This window comes from Methanosarcina mangrovi (genome assembly GCF_052057765.1).
Lineage (GTDB): Archaea > Halobacteriota > Methanosarcinia > Methanosarcinales > Methanosarcinaceae > Methanosarcina.
In genome coordinates, this window is sequence record NZ_CP195120.1 from 1,551,773 (window position 1) to 1,573,130 (window position 21,358).

22 protein-coding genes are annotated in these 21,358 nt (G+C 42.8%); 9 read left to right on the forward strand and 13 right to left on the reverse strand.

Annotated features, from left to right (window positions below):
* Positions 1 to 458: 458 nt before the first annotated feature.
* Positions 459 to 3,791 (forward strand): right-handed parallel beta-helix repeat-containing protein, encoded by a 3,333-nt coding sequence (locus ACSAZL_RS07185; RefSeq protein WP_440948021.1) that lies wholly within the window; start codon positions 459 to 461, stop codon positions 3,789 to 3,791.
* Between the two features lie 324 nt (positions 3,792 to 4,115).
* On the opposite strand, the gene ACSAZL_RS07190 is transcribed toward ACSAZL_RS07185, so the two are convergent.
* Both ACSAZL_RS07190 and ACSAZL_RS07195 read right to left on the reverse strand, forming a co-directional pair.
* Positions 4,116 to 4,223: a MetS family NSS transporter small subunit gene (locus tag ACSAZL_RS07190; RefSeq protein ID WP_157860129.1), complete on the reverse strand. Its 108-nt coding sequence runs from the start codon at positions 4,221 to 4,223 to the stop codon at positions 4,116 to 4,118.
* Position 4,224: 1 nt separating this feature from the next.
* Positions 4,225 to 5,691, reverse strand: coding sequence for a sodium-dependent transporter (locus ACSAZL_RS07195; RefSeq protein WP_440948022.1), 1,467 nt, complete (start codon positions 5,689 to 5,691; stop codon positions 4,225 to 4,227).
* A gap of 491 nt (positions 5,692 to 6,182) precedes the next feature.
* On the opposite strand from ACSAZL_RS07195, the gene ACSAZL_RS07200 reads away from it, so the two are divergent.
* Complete coding sequence (locus ACSAZL_RS07200; RefSeq protein ID WP_440948023.1) at positions 6,183 to 7,652, forward strand: WD40 repeat domain-containing protein; 1,470 nt, start codon at positions 6,183 to 6,185, stop codon at positions 7,650 to 7,652.
* 114 nt (positions 7,653 to 7,766) lie between these two features.
* Here the strand turns inward: ACSAZL_RS07200 and ACSAZL_RS07205 are convergent, their stop codons facing one another.
* Positions 7,767 to 8,426 carry a TatD family nuclease-associated radical SAM protein gene (locus ACSAZL_RS07205; RefSeq protein ID WP_440948024.1) on the reverse strand — a complete coding sequence of 220 codons (660 nt, stop codon included), beginning with the start codon at positions 8,424 to 8,426 and terminating at the stop codon, positions 7,767 to 7,769.
* Positions 8,427 to 8,784: 358 nt separating this feature from the next.
* Between ACSAZL_RS07205 and rpl7ae the strand changes: the two genes are divergently transcribed.
* From rpl7ae to ACSAZL_RS07235, 6 genes are all read left to right on the forward strand, one after another.
* Positions 8,785 to 9,147: a 50S ribosomal protein L7Ae gene (rpl7ae, locus tag ACSAZL_RS07210; RefSeq protein WP_440948025.1), complete on the forward strand. Its 363-nt coding sequence runs from the start codon at positions 8,785 to 8,787 to the stop codon at positions 9,145 to 9,147.
* A 24-nt stretch (positions 9,148 to 9,171) separates the two neighbouring features.
* Entirely contained in the window at positions 9,172 to 9,393 is a 222-nt protein-coding gene (locus tag ACSAZL_RS07215; RefSeq protein ID WP_011034384.1) for a 30S ribosomal protein S28e, read from the forward strand.
* 21 nt (positions 9,394 to 9,414) lie between these two features.
* Positions 9,415 to 9,603, forward strand: a complete 189-nt coding sequence (locus ACSAZL_RS07220; RefSeq protein ID WP_229391451.1) for a 50S ribosomal protein L24e — start codon at positions 9,415 to 9,417, stop codon at positions 9,601 to 9,603.
* A 36-nt stretch (positions 9,604 to 9,639) separates the two neighbouring features.
* A complete protein-coding gene (gene ndk / locus ACSAZL_RS07225; protein ID WP_440948026.1) occupies positions 9,640 to 10,089 on the forward strand; it encodes a nucleoside-diphosphate kinase in 450 nt (149 codons plus the stop codon).
* A gap of 145 nt (positions 10,090 to 10,234) precedes the next feature.
* On the forward strand, positions 10,235 to 12,010 hold the full coding sequence (infB, locus tag ACSAZL_RS07230) for a translation initiation factor IF-2 (RefSeq protein ID WP_440948027.1): 1,776 nt from the start codon (positions 10,235 to 10,237) through the stop codon (positions 12,008 to 12,010).
* 136 nt (positions 12,011 to 12,146) lie between these two features.
* Positions 12,147 to 12,557 carry a 30S ribosomal protein S6e gene (locus ACSAZL_RS07235; protein WP_440948028.1) on the forward strand — a complete coding sequence of 137 codons (411 nt, stop codon included), beginning with the start codon at positions 12,147 to 12,149 and terminating at the stop codon, positions 12,555 to 12,557.
* Between the two features lie 107 nt (positions 12,558 to 12,664).
* Here ACSAZL_RS07235 and ACSAZL_RS07240 read toward each other — a convergent pair whose 3' ends face one another.
* Both ACSAZL_RS07240 and ACSAZL_RS07245 read right to left on the reverse strand, forming a co-directional pair.
* A complete protein-coding gene (locus ACSAZL_RS07240; protein ID WP_440948029.1) occupies positions 12,665 to 13,186 on the reverse strand; it encodes a hypothetical protein in 522 nt (173 codons plus the stop codon).
* A gap of 795 nt (positions 13,187 to 13,981) precedes the next feature.
* Complete coding sequence (locus ACSAZL_RS07245; protein WP_440948030.1) at positions 13,982 to 14,371, reverse strand: winged helix-turn-helix transcriptional regulator; 390 nt, start codon at positions 14,369 to 14,371, stop codon at positions 13,982 to 13,984.
* Positions 14,372 to 14,420: 49 nt separating this feature from the next.
* Here ACSAZL_RS07245 and ACSAZL_RS07250 point away from each other — a divergent pair, with 49 nt between their 5' ends.
* Positions 14,421 to 14,615 carry a hypothetical protein gene (locus ACSAZL_RS07250; protein WP_440948031.1) on the forward strand — a complete coding sequence of 65 codons (195 nt, stop codon included), beginning with the start codon at positions 14,421 to 14,423 and terminating at the stop codon, positions 14,613 to 14,615.
* Positions 14,616 to 14,708: 93 nt separating this feature from the next.
* Here the strand turns inward: ACSAZL_RS07250 and ACSAZL_RS07255 are convergent, their stop codons facing one another.
* From ACSAZL_RS07255 to ACSAZL_RS07290, 8 genes are all read right to left on the reverse strand, one after another.
* Entirely contained in the window at positions 14,709 to 15,218 is a 510-nt protein-coding gene (locus ACSAZL_RS07255) for a hypothetical protein (protein WP_440948032.1), read from the reverse strand.
* A 357-nt stretch (positions 15,219 to 15,575) separates the two neighbouring features.
* Positions 15,576 to 15,806, reverse strand: coding sequence for a hypothetical protein (locus ACSAZL_RS07260; protein WP_440948033.1), 231 nt, complete (start codon positions 15,804 to 15,806; stop codon positions 15,576 to 15,578).
* Positions 15,799 to 16,056, reverse strand: a complete 258-nt coding sequence (locus ACSAZL_RS07265; protein WP_440948034.1) for a hypothetical protein — start codon at positions 16,054 to 16,056, stop codon at positions 15,799 to 15,801. The genes ACSAZL_RS07260 and ACSAZL_RS07265 overlap by 8 nt, the downstream gene beginning before the upstream one ends.
* Entirely contained in the window at positions 16,053 to 17,909 is a 1,857-nt protein-coding gene (locus tag ACSAZL_RS07270) for a TolB family protein (RefSeq protein ID WP_440948035.1), read from the reverse strand. Before ACSAZL_RS07270 ends, ACSAZL_RS07265 begins: the two co-directional genes overlap by 4 nt.
* A gap of 277 nt (positions 17,910 to 18,186) precedes the next feature.
* Positions 18,187 to 18,924: a winged helix-turn-helix transcriptional regulator gene (locus ACSAZL_RS07275; RefSeq protein ID WP_440948797.1), complete on the reverse strand. Its 738-nt coding sequence runs from the start codon at positions 18,922 to 18,924 to the stop codon at positions 18,187 to 18,189.
* Complete coding sequence (locus ACSAZL_RS07280; RefSeq protein ID WP_440948036.1) at positions 18,908 to 19,417, reverse strand: hypothetical protein; 510 nt, start codon at positions 19,415 to 19,417, stop codon at positions 18,908 to 18,910. The genes ACSAZL_RS07275 and ACSAZL_RS07280 overlap by 17 nt, the downstream gene beginning before the upstream one ends.
* 386 nt (positions 19,418 to 19,803) lie before the next feature.
* Entirely contained in the window at positions 19,804 to 20,535 is a 732-nt protein-coding gene (locus ACSAZL_RS07285; RefSeq protein WP_440948037.1) for a YIP1 family protein, read from the reverse strand.
* Between the two features lie 306 nt (positions 20,536 to 20,841).
* Positions 20,842 to 21,249: a pyridoxamine 5'-phosphate oxidase family protein gene (locus tag ACSAZL_RS07290; RefSeq protein WP_440948038.1), complete on the reverse strand. Its 408-nt coding sequence runs from the start codon at positions 21,247 to 21,249 to the stop codon at positions 20,842 to 20,844.
* Between the last annotated feature and the right edge of the window lie 109 nt (positions 21,250 to 21,358).

Sequence of the window (21,358 nt, forward strand, 5' to 3'; positions counted from 1 at the left end):
CTATTTCTTATTTAAAGCCCATTACTCCGCTTAAATCTTTTAAATTTTGTAAACTTTTTAAATATTTAAATTCTGTAAACATATCTAATTTATATTTTTTAATTTCACCTTTACCTTTCATCTATAGAATATTCTTCCCGAACTTCCGATCTCCCGTATTTTTTTAGTTGCCGTCAGATAATTATATCAGCTTGCATGCCAGCATCTTCTATAGGGGTACTGCAAAAATCCTCGTGCTTGATTGTGGTTAATAAAAACAACAGGTTCGGGGAAAGGGGGTCTCACAGCACCCATTTGCATTGATTTATTGGACCTGTTAAATCCGTATTTTCCTTTCGACCGGTATTTTACCGGGATTTTACTGGGAATAGAATACTGCTAAGATAGGAAAATTCTGGCTGCTCTCAAAACAGAATTAAATGAATTTTTGAAACAGGTTCATCGGGAGTAGGAAGAGGATGTGGGCATTAATGGGAGCAAGCAGAGTAATTATAGTAGTAGCTATTGCGCTTATCACAATTGCAGTTTACAGTCCTGTATCCGCAAAGGAAATTACCGTAGATAACGATTCTGGAGCGGATTTCAGGTCAATTCAGGAGGCTGTAAACAATTCGGTTTCAGAGGACACGATTATAGTTAAACCTGGAACATACAGGGAAAATGTTATTGTAAATACAAACCGGCTTACGGTCAGGTCGGAGTCAGGAAAGCCTGATGTGCTGGTTGAACCTCTGGACGAAAACAAAAGCGCTTTTCTCATAAGAGCTGACAATGTGACAATCACTGGTTTTAATATAACAGGAGCTGGAGAACCTCCCAACTATCCCAGAGGCTTTGTTGCCAGAAACTTTACTGAACCTGCGAGTACAAATCGAGAATCGGCTGCTGAAAACGTTCCTGCTTTTATAGCAGAGGAGATTTTTAAGGCCAGGGGATTCGAACACTACCGGCCTCCATGCGGGATCTCACTTGAAAACGCCAGCAATTGCGTTATTACCGAAAACGTGCTGTTTGAAAATTATAGAGGAATCCGCCTTGATAATTCCAGTTACAATACTGTCTCGAAAAACCTGTTTGTCAATGATGGGATTGCTGCGGGTGAAGGAAGCGGGACAAATAATCTGACAGGAAATATCATTGAAAAGGGTTACATTTTACTGGGACCTTGGGCATCGAATAATTTAATAGCCGAAAATAAAATCTCAAACGGCACAGGGATAAGTTTTGCCTGTTGCGGAGGGGGCGATGTTGTATCCGGTAACACGATTTTTAATTGCTCCAGCGGAGTCGATGCGTATGATCGGGCAATAGAGATTAGAAATAATACGATTACGAACTGCACTCACGGGATAGAACTTTCATTCTCGGTTGGAACCGGCATTTACGGCAATAAGATTTCAAACTGCAGCATAGGCATTAGTTTAGGAGATGCCTGTCGTGGCATTGAAATACTCAATAACACGATAATCTCCAGTGCAGACTGCGGGATCTCTATTCCAGACCAGGAAGACGATGAATGGATCTATAATAATTATTTTAACAATACTATGAACATAAGGCTCGGAATTAGCGAAGGAAATATCTGGAATAGTTCGCTTACTTCCGGCACTAATATTGTCGGAGGCCCGTCTCTTGGAGGAAATTTCTGGGCAAATCCGAATGGTACGGGTTTCTCTCAGACCTCAGAGGATTTTGACCTTGACGGGATTTGTGATTCAGCTTATGAAATCGAAGGTCCAGAAAATACCGATTACCTCCCCCTTTCAAGACCTCCGGAATCGGTGGCCATAAGCGTAGGAGATGACGAATCGGATGCCGATTACGACTCAATCCGGGAGGCTGTTTCGGCTGCCGACCCGGGTTCAACCATTCTTGTTTATCCGGGGACCTATGTAGAAAACGTGGCTGTAGCTGTGGAAGGTCTGAAAATCTATTCAAGATCGATCAACCCTGAAGAGGTCACGGTTCAGGCTCTTAATCCTGATGAGAATACTTTCCAGGTGACTGCAAACAATGTCACAATTTGTGGGTTTACGGTGAAAGGTGCGGGTACGGAATCAGATACATCAGGCATATACGTTGACTCAGTTTCCGGGTGCAGGTTATGCAACAACAAAGTAACAGAAAGTGTCTTCGGGATTGTGCTTCTGGCTTCGAGCAATAATACCCTCAGCAATAACAGTGCGGAGATCAATGGAGATTCCGGAATATACCTTAACTCTTCGGATAACAACCTCCTGCTTAACAATACTGCATACAATTCAAATTCTTCTTCCGGGCCTGCTCTTTACCTGTCGAATTCTGGCTCAAATATCCTCCGTGATAATGAGCTGCTGGCCAGTTACTATGGCATCCTGATAGGGTCTTCGGAAAACAATACAATCATCCGGAACAGCCTCCGGGAAAATACAGACTGCGGAATCCTGCTGGCTGATTCCAATGGCAACAGGCTGTATGACAACTATTTCAACAATTCAATAAATGTAAAGTTTGAAGGGAGCGAGAACAATACCTGGAATATAGAAGGAACCAGGGGGACGAATTTTATGGGGGGCCCCTATCTGGGCGGGAATTTCTGGGCAAAACCTGATGGCAGCGGCTTTTCGGAAACTGCTGAAGATTCTGATATCGATGGACTTAGCGATTCTGCTTACAATATTGAAAATACCGGCAAAATCGATGCTATTCCTCTTGTAAGAGCTCCCGGACCAGTATTGCTCATAAAGGGTGGGGCACCTGTTGCGGATTTTTCCTCGATTCAGGCCGCTGTGGACTCTGCAACTCCGGGAAGTACTGTCCTTGTATATCCCGGCACTTATGAAGAAAATATCCTTCTGGATGTGGAAAACATAAGCCTTGTTTCGGAATCGGTCGATCCGGGGAGCACGATTATAAAGGCTTCCAATAAGACCGGGACCGTGATTAAAGTGACTTCAAAAGGCGTTACGGTTTCAGGATTCTACATAACCAGGCCCCACTCCTTACGAAAAGAAGCATCCGGGATATACCTGCTCAATACCTCCGAAAACACGATTAAGAACAATGTAATCTCCGAATACCTTTATGGGGTGCATCTGGTTTCTTCCGACCGGAACAACATTACAAACAACACTGTAGAAAACAACCAGCGGGGAGCGTACCTTCAAAATTCGGAAGCTAATTTACTGACCAGCAATATGGTTTCAACCAACACTGAAGGCATTGTTCTGGATAGTTCAGGCAACAATTCCCTTAAAAATAATACCATTTATCGGAACGAGAATCAGGGGCTCTATATATATTCCGGTGGCCACGGCCATGCAGCTTCAAACCTGATCATAGACAACCTTATTTCCAAAAATAATCATGGAATTTACACTTCTTTTTCCGAGAATAACACTGCGAGGAACAACATAATAACTCTCAATGCAGAGGGAATTGTCCTTTTGAATTCGAACGATAATCTTTTCCGGGATAACCTGATAGAATCAAACAGGGATTTCGGGCTCTACATGTCCTTTTGCAGAAACAATACTTTCTATAATAATCTCTTCAACAACACTCAGAATCTGGAACCAGCTTATGGTAACCAGAATATTAGCTGGAACAACACAAAAACTTCGGGAAAGAACATCATCGGAGGGCCAAACATAGGAGGTAATTTCTGGGCAAAACCCGATGGCACGGGATTCGGCCAGAACTGCACGGACCTTGATAAGGATGGGATCTGCGATTACCCTTATGAGGTTAACGTGAGCGAGTTTGACTATCTGCCCCTGTACCCCTTTCTGCAGGAGGGAGGGGAAAAGTGACGGCAAATAAAACTACGATCACGCCAGACGAAGAAGAGCGGTCTTTCAAACAAATAAGAAAAAAGTAAAAGAAGTACAAAAGCCGGTAAATAAAAACGATTGAGGGCACCTGTAAGAAACTAAAATTTAAATGTGACCAGGAAAATTGATAATTTACTGTTTCTTTTTGTTTTTTTCTTTCCTTTTGTTTCGGTCTGCTTTTTTGGAAGGACCGCCAGACAGGCTGGCGGAGGCGCCCAATAATATTTGAATTTAAAAACGGTTTCTGGCTTTTATTTTATCTAAAAACCCACCCTGATGATCCTGTTCTCCACCTTTTTATCTTCAGGGCATCCTTTTCCTCAGGGCTATGCTCAGGCAGAGTCCCAGCCCTCCGTACAGGATTATGAACCCGAAAACAGCCATCAGAAAGCTGCCTGTTGAGAGCAACATTTTACTTCACCTCCCTGTTGATAAAAGGTGTAAGGATAGAGATGAGAATTCCAAGGACGATTACTCCGGCTCCTATCATTATGGCCGCAGGATCGTAACCCTCATAGGGTGCAGCCAGGTTTGACCGGGTATCTACAAAAACGATGTACAGCAGGACAACCGGAATTACCACTTTTATACAGGCGTCCCACCAGATTCCTGCCATGATATCCGAATAATTGTTGGCCCATTCCCTTATCTTATCTGCACCATAGATCCAGCCGATTGCAACGGTTTCAAGGATTCCCACTATGATCAGTCCATAGGTATTGATAAAGTGGTCTATGATATCAAGCCAGTAAATCCCTCCCTTGGTTGCATAGATAAGGCTGAAGAACAGCCCGAAGCCGATAGTGAGGTCAACTGCCCTGCCCCTTTTCATCTCAAACTTGTCCATTATTGAGGAGGCAAAAGCTTCCACGAGGGATATGAGGGAAGAAAGGGCTGCAATAACAATGCAAAGGAAAAAAGCAACTGCAGTGAGGGCTTTTAATCCCGGGAGCATGTTGAGGGCTTCTGGCAGCACCACAAAGGCAAGGCCTATGCTCTGGGCTACCACTTCTTCAATTCCTAGCCCCTTGGCATAAGCCATGTAGCCGAGAGTCCCGAAAATCGCAAAGCCCATTGTGAAACTGAAGGCTCCGTCTGCCAGACTGACAATGAAAGCGTTGTTTACTATATCGCTCTTTTTTGAAAGATAGCTCGAATAGGTAATCATTATTGCCATACCAAGACTCAGGCTGTAAAACGCCTGTCCGTAGGCTGCCTGCCAGACCTTTATGTCTGTTAATTTGCTGAAGTCCGGCTTCAGGTACCACTCTATTCCATTGATTGAGCCTTCAAGGGTTATTGCTCTGAACACGAGTACGATTAAAAGAGCCCAGAGCAGGGGAATAAAGATTTTACTTGACCTCTCGATTCCCGCCTGCACACCTTTTTTTTCGACAACCCAGATAATCAGCCAGGTCGCCAGCAGCCCTATAAGGACCGGATAGGAAAAACCCCCCAGGTTCCAGGGAGAATCGGAGACATGTAACAGTTCATTATTGAAAAAGGCTCCCGTGTCCGCACCCCAGCCGAGGGTAAACGCTTTTAAAAGGTATACAAGGCTCCAGCCCACTATTACGGAGTAATAGGTCGTAATTATAAAGCTGGCAATTACACCCCACCAGCCTATCCATTCGAAACTTTTCTTTGCCCTTTTAAGTGAAATTGGAGCTGAGCCAAGAAACTTGCTTCCAAGTCCGAACTCAAGTATCATAAGTGGGATACCTGCAGTCAGAAGAGCGACAAAATACGGGATCAGGAAAGCTCCTCCTCCGTTTTCATACGCCATATAGCTGAACCTCCAGATGTTTCCAAGGCCGACTGCAGAACCTATTGCTGCAAGAATAAATCCTACTCTGGTGTTCCAGACTTCTCTCGCCACCGAAAATCACATCCTATAGTCTTTTTTGTATTCCATATCCGGAGCAGGAAAGATTAAAACAAATAGTCGGAAAGATAACTGCAACTGAATAAGGAAGAAACTTATTCATCCGGCTGACTTACAGCTACTACTATAAATATAACTTTAAACTCTCTGTTTCGACCTTAAACTATCCCTTTTCCGAATACGGGATAAAGTAGTTCTTTTTTTCAGAATTTACGAATTTTTTTCTGCCATATCAGACAAACATCTACACCCAAACTCTTGAGTTTTAACGATATTGAGAATCAAACATTTACGTCCAAGCTCTTGAGTTTTAACAATACCGATAATATATCTATATTTTAATTATTACTGCTTATATCAGTGTAAACAGGACCAAATAAATTTTATTAATTTATCCTGCCAGCCTACTGTAACAAAAAAATTCATGTGCAATAAAGTACTTCATTATAAATTATATGAATCATTCATCAGGAACAAAGTTATTTTTGGCATTGGGTCTGTTTTTCTGCCTTATTTCAGGGGTGGAGGCAGCAGATCCTCTTGCTCTGGATGGCGGGGATGTGAACCTTTCGGAACTCAAGGCTTTTGACCTGTTATGCAAATGTGAAACCGGGTGCATAGTAAATACCGTATCACTTTCGTCAACCGGAAGCTATCTTGTAGCTGGAGGGTTTGATCACAACGTTTCTTTCTTTGATTCCAGAGGGGCACAACTTTGGAATTATAAGACTGGAGATATAGTCTATACAGTATCAATTTCATCAGACGGATCTCGAATTGCTGCAGGAAGTAATGACAAAAAAGTGTACTTTTTTAACCGGGATGGGGACCTTCTCTGGGCTCACAAAACCGGAGGCAACCTGAATAGCGTTGCAGTATCTTCCAATGGTTTGTATGTGGTAGCAGGAGGCGAAGACGGGAAGGTTTATTTCATGAACAATGCAGGCAAACTGCTTTGGAGTTTTGATTCCGGGGCAGCTGTCCGCAGTATTGCCATCTCCAGAGACGGGACTTATGTTGCAGTCGGAAATGCCAACAATTACGTTTATCTCTTTGATAGCGAGGGAAAAACGATATGGAGCCGAAAAACCGGAAGCCTGATTAACTGCGTGAGTATGACTCCGTACGCTTACTATGTGGCTGCCGGGGGATCTAATTATAATGTTTATCTTTTTGACCGCAAAGGGGAATTTTCCTGGATGCACAACCCGGGCTACTGGGTCAGCAGCGTTTCTTTAACGACCAACGGCGAGTATCTTGCGGCAGGAAGTTTTGACGACAAGATTTACCTGTTCAACCGCACCGGGGAAAAACTATGGGACTACAAGGCAAAAGACGATGTCTATACCGTAGAGATATCTGCCGACTCCTCCTTCATTGCAGCCGGAAGCTGGGACGACAACCTCTATGTCCTTAATATGGACGGGGAAGAACTCTGGAACTACAGTTGCGGAGGAAATATTAACAGCCTGGACGTTTCCCGCGATAGCACAACCATTGCGATAGGGAGTGATGCAGGAGCAGTATATCTTTTTGAGCGAAATTCAACTGCCTTTGCCCTGCTGCTGGGAGACGAAAGCTTCCTGCCAGAAGAAACTGCAAAGGAAACGGATACTGCCCTCGCCGAAGAAGTCATCCAGCCGGTAGAAGAAGAGCCTGTTGTTACCGGGGGCGTTGAAAATAAGGTAGAAAATGCTCCAGCTACCTCAAGCAGCGTGAGCGGGAATGCAAACACCGGAGAAGATTCGGGCTCGGTGGAGTTACCTTCTGAAGAGAGTTCCATAAAGGTCCTGGAAAAGTTTGATTCGGTAAAGTTTCCCGCTGCCCTCCTTCTTGGGGCTCTGGCAGGCACGGTTTACTTCCTGAAACGTAGACTCGTCAAATACCACGAAATGAATGAGAACCTTGAGGACTTTGAGGACCTTGAAGAGGAAGACATACCCGGGAATAACTGAGAAAACCTGTAAAGCCGGGAAAGATGTAAAGCTGGGAAAGATGTAAAGCTGGGAAAGATGTAAAGCCGGGATAACTCCTGAAATAAGGAGTTTCCCCAAAATATCCTGACTTGATTAATTATTCTCCCTTATTTCTTTACTTGCAGCCTCGGACAGCGTCCTTACGTGGAATTCCGAACCGAGTTCCTCTGAAACCTGCCTGCATTTTTCCACATTTATCTCAGGGATTTTAACAACCGTAACCCTGGTAGAGATTCCCGCTTCTCTTGCCCTTTTTACAAAATTGAGTATTGCTCTGTAAGCGTTTTTTTGGACCGGTCTGCAGAGCTTATTATATTTTTCTTCGGATTCTGCATTCAGGCTGACTGAAATAGAGTCCATGCCTGCTTTTTTCAATTCGGAAATTACGTCCAGTTCCGGATTAATCAGTGCAGCATGCCCGTTGGTATCAAGCCTTACCCTTATTCCCCGGCTTTTAAGCCAGCGGGTGACTTCCAGTACCACATCGAACCTGAGGGTTGGCTCTCCGAGCCCTGTAAACACGATTTCCCTGTAATTTGAAAGGTCAAGCTCTTCAAGGGCTTTGAGAATCTCTTCTGTAGTTGGTTCTTTTGAAAGCCTCAGGTCGTACCCATAAACGCCGTCTGCAAAGTTGCGGATGCAGAAGACGCAGTCTGCACTGCAGCGGTTTGTAAGGTTAAGATAAAGATTGTTATGGGCTTCGTAGTAAATTGTATTCATACGAATCAAAGTCCTTACATTCCTTATAACCATGACGCATTTATCCGATTTTTGGCTCCAGCTTTTAATCCTATCCCCCAGCTTCGTATCCGGTTCGGATGGCGGACTTTTCTTATTTTTCTCATATACTCCGCTCTTTGCGAGTTTATATAAGTGTACCGCTTGTTGCCCGGCTTTTCAAGCAGAAAGTTTATAGGTGATTATGTACTTCTAAGGTGCAGTCTGCGGCATTTAGCTAGCAGTATCTATGTTTCAACTCATTTACTTTCCACATTGAAGGATCTCAGGTTCTTTTTTCAGGAATTTGAAGCTTCGATGTTGACAGATATGTGTTAAAAACCTATGATTGATGAAAAATTGCGATACCCGCAATTTCGAAGGAGAAACTTAAATGGCACAATTAGCTAAATTCGATGTTCCTGAAGAACTCACAAACAAAGCACTTGAAGCTCTGGAACTTGCCAGAGATACCGGAAAGATCAAAAAGGGCACAAACGAAGCTACAAAAGCAATCGAAAGAGGCAATGCAAAGCTTGTACTGATTGCCGAAGACATTGAGCCTTCAGAGATCGTTGCTCACATCGGCCCTCTTTCCGAAGAGAAGAAAGCTCCCTACATCTTCATCAAGAACCAGAAAGACCTTGGCGCAGCCAGCGGACTTGGAGTCTCCTGTGCAACCGTGGCAATTGTGGATGCAGGCAAAGCAGCTGAAATGGTCCAGGACATTGCTCAGAAACTTGAAGCTCTTAAATAATCCTGATAACATGGGGTGCTGATTATGGCTGAAGAAAGCACAACAGGCGGCTTTGCTGCCGAAGTTATTGACGTTATCGGGAACACAGGTATGCATGGTGAAGCCAGCCAGATCCAGTGCAGGGTTCTGGAAGGCAGAGACAAGGGTCGTGTAATCACAAGGAACTGTGTGGGCCCTGTCCGTATCGGTGACATTCTGATGCTTCTGGAAACGTCAAGAGAAGCAAAGAAACTGACTACCAGGTAAAAAGACACGCGGTGAAAATAAATGGAACAGAGGAAATGCTATTTTTGCGGACAGATGCTGGAGCCTGGTACCGGTAAACTCTACGTTAAAAAAGACGGCTCCACATATTTCATGTGCTCTTCCAAGTGCATGAGCAACTTCGCCCTTGGCAGGCTTCCGCGCCGCACCGAGTGGACTGAGAAAGGCAAAATCCAGTTGAAAAAAGCATAACTGCCGGAATTAGTTCAAATATAGCAAGGTGTGCATATGGAACAGACATACGTTATGGTGAAACCTGACGGAGTCCAGCGCGGACTGGTCGGAGAAGTCATCTCCAGAATCGAAAAGAGAGGCTTAAAGATTGTAGCCCTCAGAATGAACGTTATTGCCGAAGCCACTGCAAAAGAACATTACGGTGAGCACGCAGCAAGACCCTTTTTCCCTTCCCTTATCGAGTTCATTACCTCCGGCCCCTCCGTTTCAATGGTAGTTGCCGGAAAGGATTCAGTTAAGGTTATGAGAGCAATAAACGGGGCTACAAACCCTGTTGATGCGGCTCCGGGGACTATCCGTGGAGACTTTGCTCTTGACGTGGGCAGGAATGTGGTTCACGCCTCCGACTCTCCTGAAGCTGCTGCAAGGGAAATCGCAATTCACTTCAAGGACTCCGAAATCGGGAAGTATTCCAGAGTCGATGAGGTCTGTCTGTACGAGTAATGCAGGTGTACCAGAGCCTTTTCGTGCCTCTTAACTTCGGCACGAATCCGTTTATCCGGCACCTGCTAAATGGGTCCTTCCGGGGAAACCCGGACCCTTCTGGACCTGCAGCAAATAAGACGCGGGAATGAGAGAGGTTTTGTATATGACCGACAAGAAAAATCTAAGGACTCCTATAGTCTGCGTGATGGGGCACGTCGACCACGGGAAAACCACTCTGCTTGACAAGATCAGGGGTACTGCGATTGTCAGTGGAGAAGCCGGGGCTATCACCCAGCATATCGGTGCAACCGAAGTCCCTATAGACGTGATTGTCAACAAGCTCGGAGACCCAAGGTTAAGAGACCGTTTCATGGTTCCGGGACTGCTTTTTATCGATACTCCGGGACATCATGCTTTTACAACCTTAAGGAGCAGGGGAGGCGCCCTTGCCGATCTTGCGATTGTCGTTGTTGACATAAATGAAGGCTTCAAACCCCAGACCTACGAAAGCCTGCAGATCTTAAAGCGATTCAAGACTCCTTTTGTAGTCGTCGCTAACAAGATCGACAGGATTGGCGGCTGGGCTTCACAGAAGGACATGCCTTTTGCAGCTACTTTCAAAAAGCAGTCCCCCGATATCCAGGGACGGCTTGAAACAAAGCTCTACGAGGTAATAGGCGAACTCTATAACCAGGGCTTTGCAGCCGAACGTTACGACCGGGTCACAAACTTCCAGAAAACTCTGGGCGTGGTCCCTGTAAGTGCTGTTACGGGAGAGGGTATTCCTGATGTCCTGATGGTGCTTTTAGGCCTTGCTCAGAAGTTCCTTGAGGCAAACCTGCAGTACAGTGCAAAGAACCCTGGTGTAGGGACAGTCCTTGAGGTAAAAGAAGAAAAGGGACTTGGAGCAACCCTTGACGTCATTCTCTACGACGGCACATTAAAGAAAGGAGATACGGTTGTTATCGGAAGCCTGGGCGAACCTATTCAGACAAAGGTCAGGGCTCTTTTAAAGCCGAGGGAACTTTCGGAAATCCGCTACGAGAGCAAGTTCCAGCAGGTGAGTAAAGTCACTGCCGCAGCCGGAGTAAAAATCTCTGCTCCCGGCCTTGACGGTGCCCTTGCAGGTTCTCCAATAAGGGTTGCAACGGAAGAAAACCTTGAAGAAATTGTAGCCCAGGTAAAGTCCGAGATCGATGAGGTCAGGATTGATACCGGATCAGTCGGAGTTATGATTAAAGCAGATACTCTCGGCTCTCTTGAAGCTCTTGTCCACGAGTTCCAGAAAGATGAAGTCCCTATCAGGAAAGCTGAGGTGGGAGATATTTCTCACAGGGACGCGGTCGAGGCTTCGACGGTTGAAGACCCCCTCTATTCGGTGCTTATAGGTTTCAGTGTTAAGGTTCACCCTGACGCCAGAGATTTCCTGCAGGAAAGCACGGTAAAGGTATTCACAAGTGACGTGATCTACCGCCTGGTTGAAGATTACCAGAAATACGTAAAGGAACAGCAGGAACTGGCTGAGAAGAAGATTTTCGAAACGATAATCCGCCCCGGAAAGTTCAAGATCCTTCCGGGATGCGTTTTCCGGCAGAGCAAACCCGCAGTAGTCGGGGTAAGAGTGCTCGGCGGAGTCGTACGGACAAATGCGGATGTCATGCTTGAAAACGGAAACGTTGTGGGCAAGATCAAAGGTCTGCAGTCCGAAGGGGAAAACATTCCTTCTGCAAAAGTAGGCAAAGAAGTTGCAATGGCAATTGAAGGTGCAACCGTAGGCAGACAGATCAAAGAAGAAGACGTGCTCTATATTAACGTGCCTGAAAGGCATGCCAAGGTTCTTGAGCACGAAATCTACGACTCCCTTTCAACCGATGAAAAGGAAACTCTTGATATTTTCCTGACACTCAAACGGAAAGACAATCCTTTCTGGGCAAAGTAATGCCTGATATGCAGGGCAGCAGATTCGGGATTCAGCAGGGATTCGGAAAAATTCAGGTAAATTCGGATAAACTTCGGAAAAGAAGGCAGATAAGGCAAAGGAAATATTACAGATAAATCTGATTGGAGGATTTCACATGGCAAATTTCAAAGTTGTAGTTTCTGACCCAAAAGAAGGGCGTGCTTACCAGATCGACATTAAGGACGCCGAAGCAAACGCATTAATCGGAAAAGCAATCGGAGACGTTGTTGACGGTGCCATTTTCGGGCTTGCCGGATACAAAGTCAAGATCACTGGCGGCTGCGACGGCAGCGGTTTCGTTATGAAGCCGGACCTCCCGGGCCCCAGGAGACAGAGAATCCTGACTGCAACAGGTGTTGGATACGCTCCAAAGCTCCCAGGACAGCGCAGGAGAAAGATGATGCGCGGGAAGGAAATTGCTCCCGACATCGTCCAGGTAAACGCCAAGGTAGTTGAATACGGAACCAGGTCCATAAAAGCCCTTCTCGGTCTCGAAACCGCAGAAGAAGCTCCGGTAGCAGAGTAATTTCAAGTTCCGCCCTCGGGCGGGATTTCAAATACTCATTCATTTTTCTCTTTTATTTCATCCACTAACTCATTTTTGAGGATTCATTTTTGATTATATTTTGCTTATCATATTGACTGTCGTATTATCTTAAAATGATTCGCAGAAAAACAATCAAACCCGGTAAGTCTTGTTGATGTCATTCGTTTTTTCCCGGGCTGTATTTTTTGCGGATCCGGCCAGACCATTCTTTCGTTCTTAAGGCGCTGTACAGTCTCTTCGGGGAGCACTTCCAATGATCCCGGATATACCTTTTCCATAAATTCTGCAGTTGTTATATTTGTTCCCCAGACCTGAGCTAAAACCGTACTGTTATTTGAAGAAAAACTGTATGACTTTGAAAGCATATACGGTTTAATCTCTGCAGATATGGATGCGGGTAGTGTTTCCCCCTGATTGTTTATATGCACATCGGATGTCTGGCCGAAAGCGACGTCCATTCCGAGATTATTAATTTTACTTATGATCAGGTCTATCTCATCCGTACATTCTGTAACGTCATCCCGTGAAGAGTTTCTGTCTTCCACTACCTGATTGTATTTTTCAATAGCTTTTTGCAGCTCATAGTTTAAGTTCTCGGCTGTCGACACGTCGATATTTTCCTTTGCCGATACTTGCGGAATGAATAGAAAGCACAAAAGAATAGTAGATATGAAAAATGTATTTCTTAGTCTCATAGATTATATACCTACGCCAGAGTTCAGTATCTTTATCTTATGAGTGTATTATTCCCATTTGCTTTTAATTAACTCCATTTCAAGTTAAAATACGCTGTTCAGAAGCAAGGTCAGGGAAGCCCTGAGAAATCTCAGGGCCAACATAACCATGCCTCCGGCACAAGGGGGCTCAAATCTGTTCGGGAGGTTAATTTGAACTCCAAAAACTAGTTTTGATTGGTTCTTTATAAGTTTTCTGACCCGAGTCTCTAACAATCAGAGCCCGAGAAACATTCGTAGACCTGAAATGAGTCCGTAAGAAAATAGTTAGAGACCTTGGCCGGAAACTACATATAGAATAGTCTATCCATGCTTACTTTAAGCGTGCAGTCTGACTTTCAAGTTTTTCGCCGGGAATTTACTCCAGACGTACGAATTTGATTTTAATCCGAGACAGGAGAGTTGAAAAATCAAGAAAACATGATCAGCTAAAGAGATATCCCGCAACTAAAAAAACCTGCAGTAAGCTTGAGAGATTTTTTTTAAGAGGCCCTTTGAGAACAAATACTTTAAAACTGGGTTATATTCTACCAACTTTTGCCGACATTTACAGGCATTTACAGGCATTTACAGGCGTTTACAGGTATTTACGGATATTTACAGATATTTGCAGATATTTGCCGGTACCTGTCGAAGTTTATGGATATCTACCTATATTTTATCCGAGTTTTACCCGTACTTTTCTATCAAAGTCTCATATGAAGGATTTATTTTATAGATTATGTTTCTTCCAATTTTTGTTTCATCTATGAGCCCTGTTTCTTTAAGATTTTTCACATACCAGCTGATCGTAGCCCTGGAAACTCCGATTTCATGTGCAAGAGCTAAATTTGTGTTACACTTCCCGTTTTGTATTTCCGAAATTATCTTTTGATTGGTCAGATTTTGAAGGGCAGAAATAACTTTTACTTCTTCCTCATCATAAGTGAAATTATTTTCAAAATATCTTGTTTTTCCTCTATCTTTATAGGCTTCGATCTTGTTCTGGGTCTTTAGAGTGTTTATATGATGCTTTACCGTTCCTCTGTCCAGGCCAATTTTCTCTGCAATTTCACTCATGTATACTCCCGGCTTATCTTTGATATAAGCATAGATGCTGGACCGTTTAGTGCTGCCGGGTGCATTTGTACGCTCTGCAATCCTGAATCCGAGGACTGCGAAAATAAGTTTTGCAGGAAAGACCAGTATGTCTACTACCGACAGGATGTTCATTACAGCAAGCCAGATTAGAAAATGCCAGTATGGTTCTATGGTATCTTCAAGTAATACTACCTCTTCTCCGTTAATTGAAACTCCGGCCTGATCATTTAAAATAGGCCTTACAATATATTCCGTAGCCCCGGCTGTTGTTGTTAAAAGAAAAAAAAGTAAACAGAGAATAAGCTTTTTTTCGAACTTAGTGCTGGTAAAGATTAAATGTATAGCCCTCAGAACCACTGACCGATTCTCCGTAGACTTTGAACTTCCAGATTCCCTGCTCCACATATCCCTGGGCCGGATCTATACTGAAATGTATCCTGCCGTTTACGCTTCCGTCATAGTTATCCCGGTATGTTCCAAGTTTACTTCCTGAGGGGGTGTAAACGCTAAGAGTCAGGGAGTCACTTGTATCTCCCCAGTTCAAATCCACTTCAAGATAATTTATTCCCGGGCCTACAGTTATGCTGTGAGTAATAGTCTGACCCTGAGTTATGTACTGCGTTGACCGCACAGAGAAAGTGGCATCCGCATCATCAGAATTTTCTATCCAGGGGCTAACGATATAATATTTTCCAGCAGAATCCAGAGTATCTTCCGTGTTAGAGTTTACCGCACATTCGCCTTTAGCTGAAACCGCGGGAACGGCTGTCAGTCCTATAATTATGCATAATACACATACTTTCCAGGTTTCCATAATATCACCCAAAAAACCTAAAAAGTCCAGACATATAAGCTTTCCGACCAAAGTCTCTAACAATCAGTGTTACCTCTCATAATTAGTGTTATCCGTTTTTATGAAAAAGTATTATAAAATGAAAGAAAATAGTCAGAGAAAAAGGTATCATGAGACCTTTTATCCGGCATACTTAGCCAAAAAATGAGAGACAATGAGAATGTATTTTCATCCTCAACGTCAGAATAAAATCGTAAATATTATAAGCCATTCTGAGATACATCAAATAAGCTGTTTTCAGGCTATCCGGATGTTTGGCTTTCTATTCGGTTTTTACAACAAGCTCTGACTAAGACTAATTGAGATGGGAAAAACATATCTCTAAGATTTTTATGTTCCGTCAATAATTTTGAGGAACAGTTTCTGCAGATTCATTTCTTCTTCCTCGAACATGGATACGGTACCGCCTACATTTTTGACGGCCTTTGCAATCTCTGTACGGAGTTTCATTTCAGTATGTACGTACAGAATCCGATCCCGAATATCAAGAGCTGTCACACCCTCTACATTCTTTACGGCATCTGCAGCTGCGGAGGCAGGAATGTCCTGGACCTCAAGCACTTACTACAGGTTCAAAAGAATAACTTAAAAAAGTCAGTATCCAAGAAAACATAATGGTAAGAGTTAACCAGATATCAATGAAACCAAAACCCTGATTAAAGAGCTCGCATCCTTCTTTTCCTGATATAAAGCTCATCGAAAGAACAACAACGGTAAAGATCCCGAGCAGCATCCTGAAACTAGGGCTGTACAGTTGATCTGCAAATTCTTTCTGGGCAATGACCCCGATATTTCTCAGGTCTACCTTCACAGAGAATTCCTCCTACAGATGAAAAACAGAAGGAACAGGACTACAGTAGTCCCTCTGAAGCCCGAAACCTGAAATACAGATCCTGAAGTTCCCTCATTTTCAGAATCAGAGGACGGAACAGAGGATGTTTCAGAAACTACGGATTTTTCCGGAGATGCCGAGGAGGTATCTTCTACGATAAGAACTTTATTTGCGGATCGGTATCCTGCTTTGCTGGCATTTATCACATATCTGCCTGCAGCAGGACAGCTGTAGTTCAGAATGCCTGAGTTGTTGGTAAAACCAATTTCGTTTTCATTAAGAGTGATCAGGGCATTTGCAATAGGTTCCGACATGCAACGAACTCTTAGCTTGCAGTTTTCTCCCTCTATGGGCGTCAAGAAATCAATGGAGAGAGGATCTTCATATCCTTCGAGTTCTATTACGAATAAACCTTTGAACCCGCCTTGAGACACAAGCAATCTGCTCCCATCAGGACTCCAGCCATTCCGATACCTATCTGCCAGAAACCTATAATTATTATCATCTTCAGTAAGTTGTATTTTTGTTGATCCGTCCGGGCTTGCAACAAAAACAGAAGTTGATGAAACAAAACTGATAAAGTCTCCTGAAGGGTGCCATTCGTAGTCTTTTATTGCGGATGAGATAAGCTTTTTTCCGGTCCCATCAAGATTGATTGTATAAAGGTCCGTGCCCTGTGTAAAAGCTATTTTATCTCCTTTCGGGCTCCAGCTGGGTTTGATGACAATATGTCCTGGAAACTCTTCAAGCACTTTTACATTTTTTCCTGTAGAATCTGCTAGAGATATAGTGGCCTTGCCATCGTTTACAGTACTAAATATAAGGCTTTTTCCATCAGGGCTGAAACTAAAAACATCTTCATTTCTGGCAAAACTTGTTGAAAGCTGAACTTCATCGGTTCCATCAATCTTAACTGAATATAGACTGAAATTTTCATCAATATAAAACACTCTGCTGTCATCGGGACTCCAGGCAATTGCTATCCCGTTATCCGTCAGTCTCTCATTCTCCGTTCCATTTTCGTTTATAATCCAGAGACCAGTTTCTTCGTCTGCAGTCTGACCAGTTGTGCTGGTTATACTATATGTTATTTTTTTGCCATCATGACTCCAGAGTGCAGTCTCTACGCGATCAGATGCAGATGTATCTGTAAGTTTCTGGAGCACATAACCGTCCGGGTCAAGTAAGTATAATTGATAACTTCGAGGATCCTGATCCATTATTATAAGAGCCTTTGTACCTTCCGGATTCCACATAAAATTAGTTTGCCACTCAAGATCCAGAATATTTTCCCTTATTTCATCAACTGTCGTATAATTACACTCACCTGCCGTCTTGATCAATGTGTTATCCGGATCAGCAATCACATAAAAGTCCCTCAACGTGAAAATGTTTGTGTAGATTCCGATCCGACTCCCATCTGGACTCCATTGACTCCAAGAACAGGGATTTCCTATTAACCAATATGCTCCTCTTATACTCAGGCTTCTTTCTTTCGTATTATTCGGGGTTGATGCCAGTTCCCGGATTCCGCTTCCATCTGCGTTCAGTACATACACTGCATAAAGCCCGGTTCCTGTCATGGGGTTGAAAAATGCATCTATCACCAATCTGCTGCCGTCCGGACCCCATAAGCCATGAAACAATGGTTCTTCGTTGACGTTGATTCCTGAAGATTCTACAAGGCTATCAAAATAAGGCTCCACTGCCTGCGAGATGGGTATAATTTCTTCAACACTTACATTGAGATTTCCGGATGAAGCTGCAAAACATGTAGATATACTTGAAATTAGAAGGGTTAAGAATAAGATTATTTTTAGTGTTCCTGGCATACAATCCCCTGCAAATGTAAAGTTTGTTTATTTTTCAACTGATTCTGAATATTATGAAGAAAATTAACAGACTGGTGGGGGATTTTGAAAGATATATCGAGTTATTCAACCAGCATACTCAGAACCGGTAATCTGTATACATTCCCCAACATCGTTCCAGAGCATATTTTAACTCTAAAATTCACATATTATCGACTCTTTATAAGTTTTCTGTCAATAGTCTCTAACAATCAGGATTAAGGAATAGTTACATACCTGAAAGAAAAGCAAAAGACTTTCATCCATATTTTTCTATCAAAGTCTCGTATGAAGGATTTACTCTGTAAATTATACTTCTTCCACTTCTTGTTTCGTCTATGAGGCCTGTTTCTTTAAGATTTTTCACATACCAGCTGATCGTAGCCCCGGAAACTCCGATTTCACGTGCAAGAGCCAGGTTTGTATTACAGTTACCGTTCTGTATTTCTGAAATTATTCTTTGATTCGTGGCATTTTGAAGCGCAGAAACAACTTTTTTTTCTTCTTCACCATAAGTGGAATTATTCTGGAAATATCTTGTTTTCCCGGAATCACTGTAGGCTTCAATTTTGTGATGGGCTTTCAGGATCTTGATGTGATAACGCGCTGCTCCTCTGCCTATTCCTGATTTTTCTATAATTTCACTAAGGTAAGCTCCGGGTCTGGTTTTTATATATTCGTAGATTCTTGCGCGGTTAGAGTTCTCAAAGACATCTGCACGCCCCGTAATCCGAAACCCGAGGATTGCAAAAATAAGTTTTGCAGGCATCAGTACATCTACTACCGACAAGATCTGCATGATAGCCAGCCAGAGTAGAAACTGCCAGTAGACTGTAAAATCCTTTAGTAGTACTACCTCTTCTCCATTAACTGAAGCTCCGACTTGGTCACTTGGAACAGGCTTTACTATATATTCCGTAGCTCCAGCTGTTGCTGTTAACAAAAAAAATAATAAGAAAATGGTAAGCTTTTTTTGAAGCTTAACACTGGTAAACATTAAAGGTGTAATCTTCAGATCCACTAACCGATTCCCCGTAAACCTTGAACTGCCAGGTTCCCTGTTCCACATATCCCTGAGAGGAATCTATGTTAAAGCGTATCCTGCCATTTACGCTTCCATCATAATTATCATGGTAGGGTTCCAACTTACTTCCCGAGGGTGTAGAGATGCTAAGAGTCAGGGAATCAATCGTATCTCCCCAATTCAAATCCACCTCAAGATAATTTATTCCTGAGCCTACGCCCACGTAGTGTGTTATAGTCTGTCCCTGAGTTATATATTGAGTTGACCGCACAGAGAAAGTGACATCCGTATCAGATGAATTTTCTACCCAGGGACTAACAATATAATCTATTTCAACAGAAACAAAAGTGCCTTCCGTGTTAGAGTTTACTGCACATTCGCCTTTAGCTGAAACCGCAGGAACGGCTGTCAGTCCTATAATTATGCATAATACACATACTTTCCAGGTTTCCATAGTATCACCCAAAAAACCTAAAAAGTCCAGACATATAATCTTTCCGACCAAAGTCTCTAACAGTCAGTGATGCCTCTCATAATTAGTGTCGTCTTTTTTATGAAAAAGCACAATAAAAAGAAAAAAAATCGTCAGAAAAAAAAGCATCATAAGACCCTTTATCCGGCATACTTAGCCAAAAAATGAGAGACAATGAGAATGTATTTTCATCCTCAACGTCAGAATAAAATCGTAAATATTATAAGCCATTCTGAGATACATCAAATAAGCTGTTTTCCGGCCCATATTCTTATTTTGCACTCATGGAATTCCATGATTTTCATGATAGTGAGGATCCGGTAGCTTGAATTACGCCCTACAGGCTATGATAACACTCCTTTTGTTTTATTGTTACAGAATTAAATGCTCCCTGAAGTAAACAGCAGTAAATATATCAGGTAAACAATATACAGGCTTGCCGGGATTCCGACAGTAAGGGAAGCATTTTTGATTGACATGTTTCGGGCGTGTAAAAGTGCAAACACCCAGATGTACGCAGCCAGTAAGGCACATAAAATTCCAATTATTTGAGATGTATAATAGAAGGGATTGTTTGAGAAGACCTGTTCTATGCCCTGCACCATGAGTTGCGAGCCAATCGATGAAAAATCTACCGAAGATAGCAATTTATACGATACAATAAAGCTTATGAAACCGCTAAATATTAGTGGTACGAACCCATAACTCACAAACTCCATAGTCCTCTTAAAAGAACCCGTTGAATGAAATAAAGATGATATTAAATACAGGATCCCAGCCAGTATAAGCCATTTTAAAAGTGTTCCAATCAAGCCCCCAAGGACACCTCCAGCGGCACCCATGAATATTGCTATAGAAGAAAAAGATGAGCCGGATGAGCCAAGGTCGGAAGAAAGTGATTCTCTAAACATATTCATGACAAGGAAACTTGAAGCTATTACGGGTGCCGAGTATACAAGTAATATCAGGGCAGGATACTTAAAACTGACTTCATTCTTCGATTTCCTGCTGAAAAACGAATCCGGGTTAAATAATAGACTATTTAGATTTAGATCATCCATATTTTTTTCACCATTAGAATTGTCATTCAAGAAATGTGAGATCACTTTCATAGTTTCAATATATTTACTTAAACATTTCTACTGAATTTTGTTATTTTCAATTTTTCATCCATAGTTAAGTCATTATTCGAAAATCAAATAATATAAGTGTTAATTGGAGGAATTTCAATATAGGTTTTATATGAACGGATCTGCTTGGACAAAGTATAGCCCCTACTAGGCTAATTCCAATAAAAAGCATCAAAAGATCTTTTATCCAGAATATTTCGTCAAAAAAAGAGAGAAAATGAGGGTGTATTTTTCATCCTCTGCGTCAGGATAAAATAGTAAAATTTTTTTATAGCCTCTAAAAGGCTTTCAGAGAAGCTGTTTTCCGGCTCCTGCTCCGGATTTGCACTCATAAACGTCCGTGATTTTCATAACGGCAAGGGCTTTTGCAGGGAACCTGTCTCCCAAGCTCTTGACAGCTTTGTACATCTTCTCATAGTCTTCCCCATCGGTTTTAATCTCGAAATCCCCTTTTATCTGGTAGCAGCCTTTGACCTCGGGTCCCCAGATATAGATTGAACCTCTCGGGTTTTCTTCAAGGTTCTGGCGGGTCTTATGGAAAAAATTGTCCGCAATCCAGATAGTCTCTCTGTCGTCCTGGAGCTTGCAAAAACCGATTGGTACGACATTCGGTTCTCCGCTTTTGGAGGCGGTTGCAAAGGGAAAAACCTTCATTTTTGCAAAATCTTCAACCATTTCATTGCTCAATTTGACCATTCTCATCACTCCGTCATTGAATCTTTTTTATTAATATGGCTGCAATGGGTATATAACTTTGAAGGCATCAAAAAACAGAGAAAAAAATAGAAGAAAAAGAGACAGAGGG